The sequence below is a fragment of the Brevibacillus halotolerans genome, from assembly GCF_026891775.1.
In the GTDB taxonomy this organism is placed as follows: domain Bacteria; phylum Bacillota; class Bacilli; order Brevibacillales; family Brevibacillaceae; genus Brevibacillus_B; species Brevibacillus_B halotolerans.
Window position 1 is genome coordinate 1 of sequence record NZ_JAPTNK010000035.1, and the last position, 16,403, is coordinate 16,403.

Here is a 16,403-nt window from a genome sequence, read left to right on the forward strand (position 1 = left end):
ATTCTGGAATAAGCTCGCATACAAGCGGCATTAGAATAAATTAAAATATCATGTTTCTAGTATATTTCAAATTATTACAAACTGAAAGTAATATTTACTTTAATAGTATTCTACCTTTACCTAATAAATGAGCTAATAAATTGTGTCTATTCAAAAGTTCTTTGTACCACTCGTTATCCCCAAAAAATTTTGCTTGAAGCATCAGACACTGAAGATCCTCCAATTCACACATTGGATCATATTCTTTAGCAAATTCTTTTTCAATAACGATAACCTTAAAGTCATTTTTAAGGAAACAGCCAACTTGTAAAGTATAAGAACGCTGGTCTAGTACAATAGCTAGACAATTATCAGGAACTTCACCGACTGCATCTGGAATATATACCCATTTCATATCCATACATTACCCCCGAAATTTAATCACTTGTTTTCGTAGCTCCACAAAGGAGTAAAACCGTAGATTGCTGGTCCGCTTACAAAAGTAGCAATTAAAAAACAAAGGTAGTAACTTTATTATAATGTAAAGAAATTATAGTTACCATCTAATATTTTATTGAGATTTGAAAGGTCAAAGGTTGATAGAAAAAACTCAAATGATAAACGACTGAATTTTGGATTCGGGCGTTAGATTTATACCTATTAACTTATAGTAAAACAACACAATACACTATCCCAAAAACATGGTAGTTTCAATTAGTTAGTGGTCTCCAATCCCTGTAATCAAATATTGATTATCCTTTTCTACTAATTTAAATTATACATCCACCTTATTTTTCTGTTTAGATTTTGGGGGAATGTAAGTTCTTCTTACAGGTGTCCACCGATAAAGCCTCTCGTTTGACTTGCTAGATGAGATCATCAATTTTCTTCATAGACATACCATCTACAGTTTCTTTGGTAATGCCTTTGGTCATTGATCCATTATTACTGTAGATATTTTGATATGCCATATAGCCACTTTTGCGATGTTTGTTTCTTCCACTTTCTGTATAAACTAGCTGTTCATGTATATTTAGGTGCTTGCTATAGCCCTGTTGTGTTATAACGTCATTGTTCGCTATCCCGAATTTTTCATAACTTCGAATCTTACTTTTCGGTACACAACCCTACTTTTTGTAGTCATTACACTTTCGTGTAATCTCCTGCTCTAGAAACCGTACATTCGCAAGTTCGTCAGTCTTTTATTGGACATTCTCACCATGTATACTTTTTAGCCAGCCGACATATCAGACACCATATCTACTTATTAAGTAAACTTAGGTATCCTTCTGCCGACATTACCTAACTTCCCACCCTAATCCCTATAAAGATTAGTAGCAGTAACGAGTATCAGTGGAGATGTTTCATGACTGTTATCATTCCATCTCTCGTTTATACAGTTGTTGTTCACTCTAAAGTGAACCGCCAACGTTCCTGATTGTCTAGCTATCAAGCTTTATTTTCAGTTAGGTTGAAACGTGTCGTACCAAAATGTAAGTGAACACCTGTAGAATCCCCAGAAGTCCTCATTATATCAATTTGGTCAAACGACTTTACGCTAGTTAATTTAATTGCATTAACCTTACTTTAGTACGGTTTATGTGTAATTAAGATGATTTAAATTTACCTGATTTATTTAAGTGCGTTGTCAATGTTGTCAGCCTTCTATCATCTTGAGCATAGTTCATGCTGCCAGTCCGTGTCATTTGTTAAGCTGGCAACCAAGGAGAGGTTTTTAAGTTTTGATATTTCCCAAGTTCTGTTATGTATTTTAATCCTCTTCAAGAGTATCTACTTCATTTCTCCATGTTACTATCATTGAGTCATGAACTTTTTCATATAAGGAAATGTATTAAATGAAGAATTGTAAAAGGGTGCTCCTATATATGGGCACCCTCTAAGAAATTGGACAGTAATATTGCCCGATACACCAATCATACCAATCGCATCGTATAAACCTATTTTAATCTCTCCTAATCGAATCGTGTGTACCTTCTAAACCCATCCATTTATCTATTTTATAGTATTTATCGTTAATAGTGACTGATTTAACTTTCCAAGCTGGCTTCCATCCTCGTTTCTCCCAAAATAAACCAAATCCCTTTCCATCTATTGGTTTCTCTGTAAGTAGATAAAACGTTTCCTTATCACCATTTTCGAACTCACCGTTAAGTCTTATAGGGTCGGTATAATATTTTTTTCCATATAATGCAATACTAATATTGGCATCAGTACCAGAGTCCGCTTCTGTGTCAGTTTCTATAATAATTTCATTTAAAACCCCATCATGGTACCCATCATAGTAATTAATATCAACTTTTTCTAATGGGCTAATTTTTGCATGAGCTTCGATAGGTGCAGCTAGTGAGGCAATGGGGAAGCAAAGTGTTAAAACAGATAGACAAACTAATGATACCAATTTTTTCATTTCACGTCTCCCTTTCAAACGGAATAATATAGTTATAATTCCAAAATATCACATAAATGTAAATATGTATATGACTTTTTTATAAATCCCTAATATATTTTCATTTTTGTAAAAACACTTCATGTTCTGATTGTTCTTTTTTGAAATAAAGGTTCAAAACATTTAAAAACTCGGCCAGCTCAACCTCTTCAATGATCGGCTTTTCGATCAGTTTCTTATCCTCGTGATACTGACGTAACATCTCTGCGTATTACGGTAAAAGTGAATCTAAGAATTTAGTAATCTTTTACTAAAGGATATATGAAAAGCCATTAATAATAGAGCCTCTCTTAGCAACGAAGGATATTATATTCTGACCTATAATGCAAAATAACTTAAAAGTATCTAAGATAAAAACAACAAATCTTAGCTTACCAAAACCCACCAGCTATTGATGGTGGATTTTTAAATGCAATATATAGAGTAATGCTTACTCCCTTTGATCAGTCGGGATTTATGTAATTAAGTCGACACTAATCCGGTATTTTCAAAGTTGTGGTAAGAGAAATTGGGCCAAGTCATAAACATAATCAAAGGACTTGCCAAGTCCACCAAAAAAGCGTTTGTTTCCATTAGCACAGGGATTTAGCCATCCAGAAGGAAAGAAACTAAAGCTAAAATCTTTAGACCCCATACTCCCACCGATGAGCATACCATGTTGGATTTTCTTTTTGTCAACCGTACGATCAATAACAACTAGATATCCATAGGCCGATAGAAACATTGACTTACGGAAGTTGTAATTTCTATTCGTCCAGTTGTTAATACAAATTTTCTATCTTTGTATTGTTTGATAGAGAGAACAAAATTGGGAAACTAAAAAGATAAAGGGTGCCCCTATATAAGGGCACCCTTAAAGACCTCGGACGATAAATCTTTGCCCGCTACATAATCATTATTACTTTGCATGTCTAGCTATAGAATAGAATTTTTCACCGTTTTCTCCCATCCATTCATCTATATTGTACTTTGTATCGTTAATAGTAACAGATTTGACTTTCCAAGCCGGTTTCCAACCTGCTTTTTTGTAAAATAAACCAAATCCATCTGCATCCATTGGCTTCTCCGTATATAGTAAAAACGTTTCCTTATCACCAGCTTCAAACTTGCCGCGAAGTATTATAGTATCGGTATAATATTTTTTTCCAAATAATGAAATACTAATTTCTGCATCAGTACCAGCATCTTTATCTGAGGCGGTTTCTATTATGACTGTATTTTTATACCCATCAAATAATTGATCTGAAATACCAATTCTTTCAGCTACTATTTTTGAGTTAGCTTCGATAGGTGCAGCTATTGAGGCAATGGGGAAGCAAAGTGTAAAAACAGTTAGACAAACTAGTGATACCAATTTTTTCATTTCACATCTCCCTTTCTAATGGTATAATATAAATACAATTCCAAAATATCACAAAAATGTAAAACTATCTATAACTTTTTTATAAATTTTAAATATTTTTTCATTTTTGTAAAAGTATTTCATGTTTTGATTGTTCTTTCCTGAAATAAAAGTTTAAAATTAGTTAAACCTTTGTTTACATCTTTAGATAGGAGATATTTCTGATAGAAAATGGTTTTCTCATTCCCCATGATTTTTTTGTTTTCTTGAAGAAGAAAAAATAAAAAAGATGACTACATGTGTATGAATATCACATAGTCATCTTCAGTAGAATATAGTAATTGTTAGGCTACTCTGTTCAAGATTATTGCGTATAATGTCTAAAAGCCACTTTCTACTCTTTGGTAGTTAATATAAAAATAATGGCTAGGTTAGTTGCGATAAGAGTAGTAAGTAGCACTGTCTCTTTATCTGAACTACTAAAATGAAACAATCCAATCACGTTAAGTAATATGAAAGTGACAACGACAATTCCGCAAAGATAGTATAGAAATTTCATAGAAGACTCACTCCTCCTAGAAATTAAAGCGCTTTACAACTATACTCCAAAAAGTTTAATGACACAATAATCGAAATGTATTGAATTATAGAGATAACGCTCTTCCTTTGCTTGTTTTAAACATTCTATTAGGTTTTTCGTCGTAGCTAATACTCATTCCACTACCAGTTAAATTTACTCCCGAGATACTAAATGAAGTAGACCATTTGTAATTTAACCAGTTATGCTCAAAGTCCATGAAAAGCTTTGGTCTTTCTGAAGATTTCCTTGGTTTAAAGTAAGTAGAAGCTCTTCCCCATGCTGTATCATGCACAATATGGGTTGGATGATGTATATCGTCCGTCTTATAGACATAATCTCGTACATTCCATATTACACCATGAAGATTTTCGTATTTCTTTGTAATGGTGTTTCCTTCTGATTTTCCGTCTTCATCATATCCACTGTTTATCTTCTGCAAAACTCTACCTGATCTTTTCTCAACGACGTATTGCTGCGATCTGCAAAAGGATCGAATGTAGTTTAACGGCTCTGAGCTTCTCATGGCTACAAAGTCTTTTCCATCACCGTAAATGTCCCAATCATCAGGATCTATGAATTCCCACTCCGCACTGAATTTGTACATTTTGTCTTCTTTTATATATTGTATTTTGTAATAAGTCAGTTCTAGACTACCTTCTTCAGAATATGGCACAATTTCTTTTGCCTCTTCAGAAGTTAAGTCTACCCACCCCTGCTTCTTTGATAAGTTTTCTAGTTTCTTTTTGAGTCTGGCAGCACTTTCTTTTTTTATGAGATCAAGCTCATCATCTGAGGATAAAGAGACATATCTAAACTTTGCTTTTTCTCCTGTTTTTCGATGTACTTTTCCACTTCTTCGTTAAATCTATTTCTGCATCCCTAACGCCGCCATTTTTCATTTTTTTCTCAAGAGAGCTGTTCTCAAAGTGAGCTAGAACTTACTTTTGGGACAGCCTCTTCATAAGTTATTTTAAATACAATCTACAATGTTTCTTTAGTTTTGCACGTGACTGTATATCCTAATCCCCCCCAGGTATTTGCTACTTCAGGAATTTTCCCAGTTTCTTTACAATCTTGGGTTTGCACTTCTGCAAACTTGTAGTTTCTAGCATGTAGAAGACTCAAAAAAATAAAGCAACCAATTACTAAGATTATAATCAACAGGGGGTAGAACATTTTTTTCCTCTTACTAATTATTGTGGAATTTTGCATTAAACATCAAATCCAATCCCATAAAAAGTTACTTCCGGAATCCTCACTGCATCTTAGATTTTATGTGAGCTGGTCAACCAAATCATAAAGATTTTTCAAAGTATAGGTCATAAAGAGATAGTTCCCGCTGCTATAATACGTAAACACCAAGAATACAGGAAGCACATCCTTTTGATTCTTAATAATATTAAGTGGGGTAAAAATAGGATCTATTTAACTTTTTGTTTGTTGGTCCCATCTGTTTTAACACGATGAAGATTTACTTTTTGCCCCCCCTCCCAGTAAAAAATCCATCCTTGAGTTATGTTAAGATGTTCAACAGTATCTTCTAGAATCTTTGTTCTGTTGGTCCCATCTATCTTGACTTTATATAATTTGTTTTGATCTGAGTCATTACTATAAAAAACGTAATCTCCATCCACTACAACTGAATTGATCGAATCATCAGTTAGTTTTGTTCTTTTTGTGCCATCGATCTTCATTTTATAAAGCTTGAAGTCATCCAAGCTGTTTGCGTAATACAACCAGCCATTTGAATAATTTAGGAAGTTAACAGTGTCATCACTTATTTTCTTTTTATCACTTCCATCATTCTTGATTCGATAGAAGGCACTCTTATCGTTTCCATTGCGATAATAAATATATTCCCCTAATACAACAAGTTCTTCCGCATAATCTGTTGTTATTAATTGTTTGTTTGATCCATCCGTTTTCATTTTATACAGGATAGGATAATCCGAATAATCGGAGTAATAGATCCAATCATCTACGACATTAATATAACCTGATGGTTCATTGGTTAATTGGGTTTTTGAAGTCCCGTCCGTTTTAATCTTATACATTAAAGTGCTTTTGTCTAATGCTCGATAATAAATCCAATCATCTACCACATTAAGATCATAAGCTTGGTCATCTGTGATTTTTGTAGAATTTGATCCATCTTCCTTCATCTTGTACAACTTATTTTGATCATTTGTGTTAGCATAATAAATCCAATCATCTTTTGAACTTGAACTAATGAACCCCATGTTCGTAATATTACCAACAGTATTTCCCATCGATTGATTACTTACATTTGTGCTAGCACATCCAGAAAGGTTTGTAGCAAGTAGGATCATTACAGTGAATGAGCTTATTATTCTCATGGTTCCCTCCTAAAAATAATTTCCCCTTGAGATACCAAGGGGAAATTGTATTGTTATTGATCGGATGTTTCTTCGCTGTATTGTTCGTTATACGGGTTCGGTACAAATCCATCTTCATCTACAGTTGATCTGACATCTAGACTTCTTGGTTGCTCCACATAGTTAAGAGGATCTACAGGTTCCGATTTATTTGAAGTATCCGGTTCTTTTGAAGATTCTCGTGTTTCAAAATGAAGATGAACTCCTGTTACTTGGCCGGTTTCTCCCATCTCTCCCAATTTTGTTCCTTTTGAAACTTCTTCATTTTCCTTTACGCTTGGCTTTTTCCTCATATGTGCATATCTCGTCTGAACCCAATCATTTTTTCTTAGCTTATGATTAATATATACTACGAAACCATAACTACTACTACGTTCAGAACGAATAACCGTTCCGTGATAAGCTGCAACTATTTTGTCTCCTGGAACTCCTCTTTTCACGGGGGCAATGTCTAGTCCAGCATGCAATACTTTCTTTCCAGTGTGTGGATCTTTTCGATATCCAAAATCACTATTAATTTTACTGGAGTCTGGGACTGGCCATTTGAACGGATACGTACCAGGATCTTCTCTGTTAGGTTCGAATCGGGCGTGTGCTGAAGAAATTACTGTAAGAATAGATGCAACCGTAAGAATACTTACAATAAGTTTTTTCTTTTTCAAATTCTAATGACCTCTTTCCATAAATACTAACAGTAAAAATTAATAATGTAAATATTTTACATTATTAATCAGAATTTTTTTGTTCAAGACATTCTCTCTAATTTTGACAGTACAGAAGAAGCTCTATTTCTCTTTCCTTTCAATTTGTTAATTGTCTACCGTTTCGCAAGGAATCTATAGTCCTGATGTTAGTAATTTTCTTTTTTATTGTTGCATAAAGAAACATAGGAACGTTCTGAGTTGAAATAATACCTTTGGCTACCACCAAGTATTAACTAAAATCAAGAATGCTGCTTAACACTTAGGGGGAGTCTAAACCGTCTAACTTCTAGTAAAGTCTCTGTGAATGTTTCTGTAACTCCGATTATGTTGTCTAGTTAGCTGTGCGTTAATGTTTCACAATTGGACGTTCCTCATTGAGCGGTTGAGGGCGTCCATTTAGTCTTTCATCACGCATCACCTCCTCCAAAATTATCTTATATTCTTTTTCCAGTTCAACTAATGAATGACATCTATATGTTTCAAAAAGTGTTACGCAGCGTATAAAATTCTTACTACTATTCATGACTGTAGATAAAGTGAGACATCGTAAAGTTTCAGCTATCCCCTTCTGAAAGCATTCATTTTTAAATTGGTAAATAGCTAATTGATACCTAAACTGAAGATGTTGATCTACATTGGTTGAGTCATGATAATTATGGAAATAAGCTATTTCTTCTGAAAACTTGTCCAGTATGTCATCCACAGTAAGTCTATGCTTATTAGCCGCTTCCATAATTGCTAATAACCCAGATAATATCTTTATAGGGTGGTTTTCAAGAAATGTAATGTAATCAGCAAGAACATGTGTATTCCCTTTAAGAAGATCTAGTCTATACATGTTTTCCATGGCCATCAGCTTAAATTTCTCAACTTCTACTCGCCCTTTCTCGTCAGACAGTTCAAACCGGCTAAGTTCTGCATATCTTGAAACTAATTCTTTTGCCTTTTCGTAATGCCCTTGCTTTTCCATAGAAACGGCCTTTAACAGATAGGCATGTCCAAAATATACAACTAAACTGTTCTTAAGTTTAAACTGCTTGCCCCTTTTTCTTGTGTCTTTTTGTTCCCTTGATAATTCATTGTAAATTGAATGGGCTAGTTCTAACAATTCTTCAGCTGATTTGCTTACCTCCTCCCAGCTTTGCAATAATCGATAATAGCTAGTTAATCGTAAAAGGGCCTCTAGTTGATATTCTGATGATAACTTTTTTCGAAAAGGTTCAAAGTTAACAATAGCTTGCCAGAGTGCCTTATTATTCGTTCTCTCTGCCGATTGAAATAACCGATATTGGCTCATAACTATTCTTTTGGAAAGGATATTATCTTGATTATCAACAACCAATTTATAAAAATAAGCAGATTCCTTTTGTTTTCCCTTGTCAAATAGCTGTTCAGCTATATCAAAGAGAAAATTGATGTTATTAGGGTCTTCCAACAACTTTGGAATTACCATCTGTATGCAGTCATACCTTCCTAATACTGCACATTGAACTAGATAAGGTTTAACTCGTCGTTTCGCAATCTTTCCTCCTCGAAAGCATTCTTCAACATATAAATCGTACAACCACCCAATAGGCTTTCCAAAAACTTGTCCAATCGCATTTAATTGGTCAATTGTTAGTTCCCTATTCTCATTTCCTTTCAAGAATCCACATAGATGACCGACATTGATATGGGTTAATTTACTAAGTTTACTAAGCGTATAATTATATGATTTGATAAGATTTTCTATTTCTGCCTGAATTGGACGAATTACAGGCTGCTTTTGAGTAGCCATGTAAAAGCACTCCTATTTGATTTATATTTTTATCTTTTGATCAATTATCTTTTTGAGTTTCATTGTGTTCAGTAGTTCTCGGAGTCGTGTCTTTTTTCTTTTCGCGACGAGGTGTTACATCAATAGGGTCTGAGCCTTCACCCCATACCAACATGATATATTCCTCCTAAGGGAACCAGATTCATTGTCTCTCTAGATGTTTGGTGAGTTTTTGGAAAGCAACAATGTACTCGTCTAGTTGCTGACTCATTTGTTGTACTGCCGGATGTAAAAATGAACCTTTTTTTAAATAAAGTTCTTCTAACTCTTTGCGGAGGACTTCGATAAGCTTCTGTAAATCGTTTTCTGTCAGTAAATTTTCTACTCCCTCTGTTCTTGAATTAGCTTTAGAGATTTCCTGAGTCATATTACACGTTGCCAATGTTGAAGGCGTTCCAATAAGTTCTGAGACCTTCGGAACACCCTTCGTTAGTAATAAAATGCAAAGGCCGATAACATACCCCTCCTCCCTTCTCTCTGTGGATTATTTTACCATCTGTCCCGCGATTTCCCGTTTTTAGCGATATGCGCAACGGCTAAATATTTTTCGACAAAAAAAAGAACGCTATAAACTTAGCGTTCTAAAACGGTATAAAATTTGATCTACATCATCCTTGTGGGTTGTCGGTGTAAACCTTGATACTGCTTTCAATCACATGATTTTCAGAATTGTAAATACCGGAAATTGTTAGAGTGAAAAGAGAGCTACACAACACCAGTGAACCAGTCATGAGAATGGTTAAATATTTCTTCATATTTATCTCCCCTTTCCATCACCATTATTTACTATATTATACACTTCTTTCATCTTTTTAAGAAGTCCAAAATTCATGTCTTTTTCTTGATCGCAATGATGGGTATGAACATCTTCGGCACATTTCACGAGATCGTTTAGAGCATTAATTTTACTGAAATAATTCATACTCTGAAGATAGGCTTCCATTCCTTCATTAAACAAGCCGAGATCTACAAGAACCGCACCTTTATTTCTGAAATATTTGCCTAATTCCGAGAAATGATAAGCGTTATTAAAATCCAGCGTGAAATTTTTATCTTCACTTTCTACAATTTCTAGGACTGAATTTACATCATTAACCCTTAATAGTACCTCTATTAGTTGATTAACCCTGTGCAAGCGATTGTTATCTTTTGCTTCTTCTACACATTCTCTAAGCAAGGGAATCGCTTTCTGATACTGTCCTATTTTAGATAAAATTATTGCACGTAAATATTTAATTCGTTTCAAGATAAAATGATAGCCTAATTTCTCATATACTAGAAGATGTTTTTCCAACTCTTCAAATTCATTCAAATAAAAGTAGGAATTAAAAATAGCTAATGCAACTCTTTCTTTTATCTCATTGCTTGTTTCGTCTAGAGCATGTCCCAACTTGCCAAGTTCAATACACTTTTCAAACTTTTTAATATCGTGTGCATCAAAAGCCATTTTATAATATAGGCTAATCTTTTCTTCATGACCTAAGAAGTCTATGTAATGCAGAATTTCTTCTCCGATTTTAAAGGTTTCCTCAAGATGCTTTAAATTAATTCTTTCAATCAGGTATTTATTTAATAATCCTTTAGATACATACTTTGGAATTCCATGTTGTCTAGCATATTTGATAATGAAATTGTAAAGTATCAATCTTACATCTTCATTAGAAATTGTTTTGGTAAAGTTATGGAGACGCTCTATAGCGGTATATGTATCTTCATTAGAAGAGATAAGAAATTTTTGAGCTAGAGATGGGATCACCTCAAATTCTTTGATTTCAATCGCTTCTAAAATAAGTTTTTCTAATGCGTCAATTCGGATTTCTGTCTCCGCGTAATACTCGAAAATATCTTTATATGGTAGATCCATGACATCTGATATGGCTTTAATTGTTTTCAATTCAGGTCGTTTGGTTTCTCCACTTTCTAGTCTTGCGAGTATACTTTTACTAACACCAGATACTCTGCCAAGTTCAGAAATGCTCATGCCCATTTGTTCACGTTTTATTCTTATTAGATCCCCTACAGCTGTGAAAGTTAGACTGCCTTCCATATTAATCCCCTTTCTTATTTATAAAACATGACATTTCTTTAAACTTTAGCTTGAATGTATATTTTTGTAAATTAAAATAAATAATTATATGGTCATTTTTTGTAAAAGTAAAATTTGGTGCCTAAGCTCACGATAATATAGTAAAAAATAAAGACCGCGATTAATTCGCGGCCTATGTACTCTCTTTCGTCTCTTCATTTCATTGAATAGTGTCAATGCTTGAGACTACTTAAAAGAAGATATATATGTTGCCCTTAAGGTATGATCTTACTAAAAATTGTTATATTATAGGTATTCAAAAATCTCATAGGTAGGATAAGCTATATATGATCTTCCCAGGGCGATTTTCAAGAAAATAGATTTGTTTTTCTTCATAAACATCTATTCTTTCTCCTGTATAATAACAATTTTGTATTGCTAGGATTTTTCTTTTTGATCACTCAAAAAACAAAGACAAACAAATGTAGCAAGAGCAAGTCCTCCACATGAGATTAAAGAGGCGGAAAACGCCCGGACATAGTCTGAAAGGTCAGCACTTGCTAAAGATTGTCGCAGTGAAGCAGAAAATAAAATACTGATCAACGCTACGCCTAACGAATTAGCCAAATACATGATTGTATTAAACAAGCCTGATCCTTCACCGGTACTGTGCCCAGCACGACACGGGTGAGAGGCGTTGTGACCAGTCCGAGACTCAAACCATAAACAAGTAAAAGCACAATGTATTGAATATGCAGCAGATGCATCGCATCCATATGCAGCAACAGAATGAATAAGAAACAGCAGATTCCCGTTACCAAAGCGCCTATTTTTAGCACACAACAATTCCCCATCTACTAACAATTCGTGACGATATCAGAGAAGTCAGGAACCCCCCCCCGCCCAGAGGTAGAAAAGCGAAACTCGTCGCTTGTGCATCGAAATGCAGGCCAAACTGCAAATAATAAGTTAAGAGGAAAAAGAAGGAGAGCATGCTGAGATAGATCAAAACAACTGAAGCCATCCCCACTCCGAATAAACGTTGTTTGAAAATGGTCAAATCAATAAGCGGGGCCCCATCTCGCTTTTGTTTTCGATTTTCGACTGCAATAAAAGTAAGCAGTATCAGAAGCGATAGGATCAGACAACCCCATATCCAATGCGGCCATCCCTGTTTTACCCTCAGACAGTGGATAAACTAGCAGAAACAGTCCGCTTATCATTAAGACGGTACCGATCCAATCGATACTCTGCGTCCGCCTGCCGTACGATTCTGGTAGAAGCGGCAAACACAGAAGAACAAGAATACCGAAGGGAACATTGAAAAAAATACGGTTCGCCAACCAAAATCAAACACGTCAAATTGACAAGAATTCCTCCCAGGATGAGACCGAAAGCGAACCCGAATCCGAGCAATGCGCCGTAAATACTAAAAACAAGGCTTTTTTTTCGCGGGAGAAAATTAACTTGCATCATGGATAACACCTGGGGTTGAATGAGTGCCGCAGCAAGCCCTTGCACAATCCGAATGACAATCAGGAGAGTTGGATTCGAAGTCAATCCCCTAGCATTGCCATGAGCGTAAACCCACTCACACCGATAAGCAGCAGCCGTTTTCTTCCGTATATGTCGCCAAGTTTCCCGCTGATAATAAGTGCTACGGCCAAACTGAGAAAAAAGCCGGTAACAATAAGTTGTGCATCGGAAAAACCAGCATTCAAACTGTTCTGAATTGATGGAAGCGCGACCTGAATCATATAAGTGTTCAATGAATTAAGCAATATTGGGAGAAGAATTACCGCCAGCGCATACCATACGGCGTGGTCGACCTGCTGCTCTAGTATTTCGTCTGCTAGTAATGAAGTCGGTGGATGATTGAACATTGGCATTACCTCCCTCGAACTCTAAATCTAGCTAAATCGCTTCAAAAGCTTACGAAATGAATCGAAATTTAAATGCAGGACATAGGCTATTCAAAACACTATGTTTTTCAAACAACCACTCCCCGTCCATTTATCTCTCCCGGTTATCGGATATGATATTAACCAGAAAGTTGATAATTATTATCAATAAAAACAATTATCAATGAAATTGTTTTTATTCTCTACCTGTTGCGGGAGATTCTTTTCTTATTAAGGGAGAAAAAAATTTCAGTATACAGCTACATTTTTCGCAAGAGTAAGACAATTATGAATGAAAAAAAGGGCGCCAAATTCATGGCGCCTTTTTCATTTATACTATAGTTATCTGTGTTTCGTTGTTTTTATTAGATCATACAAAAAACTATCCTTGATCTCTTCTTTATCCGAACTGATTTTAGCAGCGTCTCCTACTTTAATAATGGTCATTATTCCGTTGTGTGTCTTTTCATTTTGTTCTTTCCCATCATAAGAAACCAGCTGTAATGTAATTTTATAATTTACCGTAACTTTTTCTGCGTTATCTTTATCAACTTCTATTTTGTCAATTACTATGTCTTTTACTTTTATTTGAGACTGGGATTTAGCAGCAAGAACTGCATGTAAAGCTCTGCGTTCATTGAAAAATGAATTGAACTCAGATTCTGTTAGATAGGGTTTTGCTTTTTCTATCATTTTTTTCATGTATTCATCTTTATCATCAGGTGTTTTAATTTCTACTTGTTCCATTTCATATTTAGTTTTTTGGTATTCCGTGATAAACTCCTTAGCTTGGATACCGGACATTTGTTTGCTACCACAGCCCATTAACATGACTGAAAAACTAAGAAACAATGCGAGGACGATAAGTGTTTTATTCATACAAAAGCCTCCTTATTTTTAGGAACATAATCCATTTTTGGGATATATGAATTTAGTAACTATTTTTTATGTTTTTTCCAAAAATAGTTGTCTGAAATTGTCATATTTTATCTTGTGAGTAGAAGGTTCTATATCCAAATGATGGATGTGGGATAAGATGAATATAGACGCAGATGAAATCCTGATTACTAAATGCCAAAAAATACTGCAAAGGATAGCCTGGAATTTACAATATCGAGCTAGAAAAAGAAACTACTTTTATCTGAAGAAATAGTCCCCTCATCATGTGATGAATAGGAATATTCAGCCCTTTATCTTGAAGAAATTTTCCAACAGATACCATCAGATAAAGGGAAATATATAATCCGCAAGATAATTGTTGATGGGTTTACAGAGAGAGAATTAGCCAACGAGTTGAATATGACTCAACGGGGGTACACAAATGCAAAAAGAAATATCTTGATCTATTACGACAGAAAAAAAGCAATTTCATGTAATACTAGAAAAGGCTAAGCAAGGAGATGAGATTGCTCTTCAACAAGTTCTTGAACATCTTGAGCCATATTATGAAATATTTAGCCAACTACGTCAGAAGATTCTATTCAAGAAATGAAGGCGAACTTTATAGAAATTTTAAAAAACGGAATACAGCTATAGTTTCGCAGTTTTGTGCAATACATGAAAATAAAGGAACGTTTTATTTACTACATTATTTGATAAGTACCTAAAATTCCCTTCTAATTTCACAAATTAAATAAGGGGGTCTTTTTTAGTTTCAAACTAAATCAACCTACAATAAGCCTCTTCCTTGTCGGATAGGCTCTTTTTTGTCATACGAAAGCCCACTATAAGTACGTTACTTAATAGGTTTTTCAGTAGCAAAAAACGGTAAATCCACTTTCGGACTACCGTTTTTTGCTTTTATCTTTTTTTCTTTCCGTCATTATATTGGATATATATGTTAAAATGGATGTTGTCAAAGTGTTCACTTTAATTGACAAGTTGTGTTATGCATAATGCAATAATCAAAAGGAGGGTTTCACATATTGAAATAAAGGAGATGTAAGCCTTGAAAAAAATTTATATCCTTATTTTCTTTCTCATCGGAATTTTTGCACTCAGTAACCTTATTTATTTTCCAGGATTAAAAGTAAAGTCATTTGACGAACTTGGTTGGTTCAATAAAGAAAAGATCACTTATCTGAGTATCAAAAAAAATAATGATAATGAATTCGTAGAACTAACTACCGAAGATATTCAAAAAGTACTAAATGATTTCTATAAAATGGAACTTCGAAAAATAAAAAGAGCATCTGATGCTTTTGATTCTGTCTCGAAAAATGCAAATGAAGAATCCCCTAAATACGTTATTGATCTGAAAGAAAATAACCAGGACATTGGCACAATATATCTTAATGACATCAACTATATAAAGTTCTATCAGAATACTAAGGAAGAGATCGACATATATAAAATTGTAAATAACCCAGACCTAGAGATTCACGCTGTTTTCGAATCTGCTAGAAATAAATGACCTATCTTCCAAATAAAAAAGGGGCTGTTCTGTTAAACTTCCGAACAACTCCCTTTTTAAATTACATCTCTGTCCAGCCGCTCTTACCGTACACGCGAGTAACTAATCCCTTGCCGGTAATGAGGCGAATGTCGTCATAGTCCATAAACGGGAATTCGATCTCAAGCTTTGTGTATTGCCGATTATCTCTCATGAAACGACGAGTTCTATGCAAGTCTCTAACCGCTTGCTCGATATTATTTTCAAGATCTCCTCGCAAATTTGTTGATAAAGATGTAACCAAACTAACAATACCTACCGCGATGGCAGCCGGTTGAATTAGATTGAACACAGTGCCAGCGATAGCAGATCCAAGAGAAATATTAGTTGCCAGTTTATTATCATCCATCTATATTTCACCATATTCCAGAACAGCCGTTCAAAAATACAATTTATTTATCTCATGGGCAGCATAAGCTGTACATGATCTTCCCTATCCTCATACTGAATAACAACTGGCAGCAAAGGTCCTGCCATTCGTATAATAACCTCTTCTTTTTCATTCAAAGCTTTAAGTGCTCTATACAAAAAGTTTCTATTTAATTTTATAGATATAGAGTCTCCTGACAATTTAGTACACTCCATGACTTCCTCAGCACTCCCTACTCCTGATTCAACAGACGTAAGAGAGACAGTAGAATCGTTAAGAATTTGTATTTTAATGAGAGGATTTTTACCACCATTAAATACGTTGCAACCATCGAGTGCTTTTATCAACTCGAGTCTATTGATTTTTATTT

General features: G+C 34.6%; 19 protein-coding genes and 2 pseudogenes. 2 read left to right on the forward strand and 19 right to left on the reverse strand.

Translation table 11 applies throughout. The features are described from left to right. Positions 1-94: 94 nt before the first annotated feature. The 17 genes and pseudogenes from O0550_RS23690 to O0550_RS23755 form a co-directional block, all read right to left on the reverse strand. A complete protein-coding gene (locus O0550_RS23690; protein ID WP_258427377.1) occupies positions 95-400 on the reverse strand; it encodes a hypothetical protein in 306 nt (101 codons plus the stop codon). A gap of 381 nt (positions 401-781) precedes the next feature. Continuing rightward, a pseudogene (locus O0550_RS24590) lies at positions 782-956 on the reverse strand (maturase); the annotation flags it as partial. Positions 957-1,647: 691 nt separating this feature from the next. After that, complete coding sequence (locus tag O0550_RS24810) at positions 1,648-1,764, reverse strand: DUF7667 family protein (protein ID WP_428994076.1); 117 nt, start codon at positions 1,762-1,764, stop codon at positions 1,648-1,650. A 178-nt stretch (positions 1,765-1,942) separates the two neighbouring features. After that, positions 1,943-2,407, reverse strand: a complete 465-nt coding sequence (locus O0550_RS23695; RefSeq protein ID WP_258427378.1) for a PLAT/LH2 domain-containing protein — start codon at positions 2,405-2,407, stop codon at positions 1,943-1,945. 166 nt (positions 2,408-2,573) lie between these two features. After that, a pseudogene (locus O0550_RS24815) lies at positions 2,574-2,648 on the reverse strand (YolD-like family protein); the annotation flags it as partial. Positions 2,649-3,344: 696 nt separating this feature from the next. After that, entirely contained in the window at positions 3,345-3,809 is a 465-nt protein-coding gene (locus O0550_RS23700; RefSeq protein WP_258427379.1) for a PLAT/LH2 domain-containing protein, read from the reverse strand. A gap of 373 nt (positions 3,810-4,182) precedes the next feature. After that, complete coding sequence (locus O0550_RS23705) at positions 4,183-4,347, reverse strand: hypothetical protein (RefSeq protein ID WP_003345729.1); 165 nt, start codon at positions 4,345-4,347, stop codon at positions 4,183-4,185. Positions 4,348-4,432: 85 nt separating this feature from the next. After that, on the reverse strand, positions 4,433-5,041 hold the full coding sequence (locus tag O0550_RS23710) for a hypothetical protein (protein ID WP_258427380.1): 609 nt from the start codon (positions 5,039-5,041) through the stop codon (positions 4,433-4,435). A 748-nt stretch (positions 5,042-5,789) separates the two neighbouring features. Beyond that, a complete protein-coding gene (locus tag O0550_RS23715) occupies positions 5,790-6,725 on the reverse strand; it encodes a DUF5050 domain-containing protein (RefSeq protein ID WP_258427381.1) in 936 nt (311 codons plus the stop codon). A 53-nt stretch (positions 6,726-6,778) separates the two neighbouring features. Next, entirely contained in the window at positions 6,779-7,426 is a 648-nt protein-coding gene (locus O0550_RS23720; protein WP_258427382.1) for a M23 family metallopeptidase, read from the reverse strand. Positions 7,427-7,814: 388 nt separating this feature from the next. Then, positions 7,815-9,245, reverse strand: coding sequence for a DNA-binding protein (locus tag O0550_RS23725; RefSeq protein WP_258427383.1), 1,431 nt, complete (start codon positions 9,243-9,245; stop codon positions 7,815-7,817). A 181-nt stretch (positions 9,246-9,426) separates the two neighbouring features. After that, positions 9,427-9,651 carry an aspartyl-phosphate phosphatase Spo0E family protein gene (locus O0550_RS23730; protein ID WP_258427384.1) on the reverse strand — a complete coding sequence of 75 codons (225 nt, stop codon included), beginning with the start codon at positions 9,649-9,651 and terminating at the stop codon, positions 9,427-9,429. A gap of 390 nt (positions 9,652-10,041) precedes the next feature. Beyond that, positions 10,042-11,331 (reverse strand): helix-turn-helix domain-containing protein, encoded by a 1,290-nt coding sequence (locus O0550_RS23735; protein WP_258427385.1) that lies wholly within the window; start codon positions 11,329-11,331, stop codon positions 10,042-10,044. Between the two features lie 590 nt (positions 11,332-11,921). After that, entirely contained in the window at positions 11,922-12,149 is a 228-nt protein-coding gene (locus O0550_RS23740; RefSeq protein ID WP_258427386.1) for a hypothetical protein, read from the reverse strand. 343 nt (positions 12,150-12,492) lie between these two features. Continuing rightward, the gene (locus O0550_RS23745; protein WP_258427387.1) at positions 12,493-12,870 is read right to left on the reverse strand and encodes an MFS transporter; all 378 of its coding nucleotides are present in this window, start codon (positions 12,868-12,870) and stop codon (positions 12,493-12,495) included. Continuing rightward, entirely contained in the window at positions 12,867-13,193 is a 327-nt protein-coding gene (locus tag O0550_RS23750; protein ID WP_258427388.1) for an MFS transporter, read from the reverse strand. Before O0550_RS23750 ends, O0550_RS23745 begins: the two co-directional genes overlap by 4 nt. A gap of 360 nt (positions 13,194-13,553) precedes the next feature. Next, a complete protein-coding gene (locus O0550_RS23755) occupies positions 13,554-14,090 on the reverse strand; it encodes a hypothetical protein (protein WP_258427389.1) in 537 nt (178 codons plus the stop codon). Between the two features lie 496 nt (positions 14,091-14,586). Here O0550_RS23755 and O0550_RS24820 point away from each other — a divergent pair, with 496 nt between their 5' ends. After that, the gene (locus O0550_RS24820) at positions 14,587-14,703 is read left to right on the forward strand and encodes a helix-turn-helix domain-containing protein (RefSeq protein WP_396125781.1); all 117 of its coding nucleotides are present in this window, start codon (positions 14,587-14,589) and stop codon (positions 14,701-14,703) included. 456 nt (positions 14,704-15,159) lie between these two features. Continuing rightward, on the forward strand, positions 15,160-15,624 hold the full coding sequence (locus O0550_RS23760; RefSeq protein WP_258427390.1) for a hypothetical protein: 465 nt from the start codon (positions 15,160-15,162) through the stop codon (positions 15,622-15,624). 61 nt (positions 15,625-15,685) lie between these two features. Here the strand turns inward: O0550_RS23760 and O0550_RS23765 are convergent, their stop codons facing one another. Further along, a complete protein-coding gene (locus O0550_RS23765; RefSeq protein WP_258427391.1) occupies positions 15,686-16,012 on the reverse strand; it encodes a hypothetical protein in 327 nt (108 codons plus the stop codon). A gap of 47 nt (positions 16,013-16,059) precedes the next feature. Then, positions 16,060-16,403, reverse strand: a 344-nt coding sequence (locus O0550_RS23770; protein WP_258427392.1) for a beta clamp domain-containing protein, incomplete at its 5' end; no start/stop codon positions are given.

Coding starts and splice junctions, on each gene's coding strand:
- O0550_RS23690 (WP_258427377.1), bottom strand. CDS start 400: ATGGATATGAAATGGGTATATATTCCAGATGCAGTCGGTGAAGTTCCT.
- O0550_RS23695 (WP_258427378.1), bottom strand. CDS start 2,407: ATGAAAAAATTGGTATCATTAGTTTGTCTATCTGTTTTAACACTTTGC.
- O0550_RS23700 (WP_258427379.1), bottom strand. CDS start 3,809: ATGAAAAAATTGGTATCACTAGTTTGTCTAACTGTTTTTACACTTTGC.
- O0550_RS23705 (WP_003345729.1), bottom strand. CDS start 4,347: ATGAAATTTCTATACTATCTTTGCGGAATTGTCGTTGTCACTTTCATA.
- O0550_RS23715 (WP_258427381.1), bottom strand. CDS start 6,725: ATGAGAATAATAAGCTCATTCACTGTAATGATCCTACTTGCTACAAAC.
- O0550_RS23725 (WP_258427383.1), bottom strand. CDS start 9,245: ATGGCTACTCAAAAGCAGCCTGTAATTCGTCCAATTCAGGCAGAAATA.
- O0550_RS23730 (WP_258427384.1), bottom strand. CDS start 9,651: ATGACTCAGGAAATCTCTAAAGCTAATTCAAGAACAGAGGGAGTAGAA.
- O0550_RS23735 (WP_258427385.1), bottom strand. CDS start 11,331: ATGGAAGGCAGTCTAACTTTCACAGCTGTAGGGGATCTAATAAGAATA.
- O0550_RS23750 (WP_258427388.1), bottom strand. CDS start 13,193: ATGTTCAATCATCCACCGACTTCATTACTAGCAGACGAAATACTAGAG.
- O0550_RS23755 (WP_258427389.1), bottom strand. CDS start 14,090: ATGAATAAAACACTTATCGTCCTCGCATTGTTTCTTAGTTTTTCAGTC.
- O0550_RS23765 (WP_258427391.1), bottom strand. CDS start 16,012: ATGGATGATAATAAACTGGCAACTAATATTTCTCTTGGATCTGCTATC.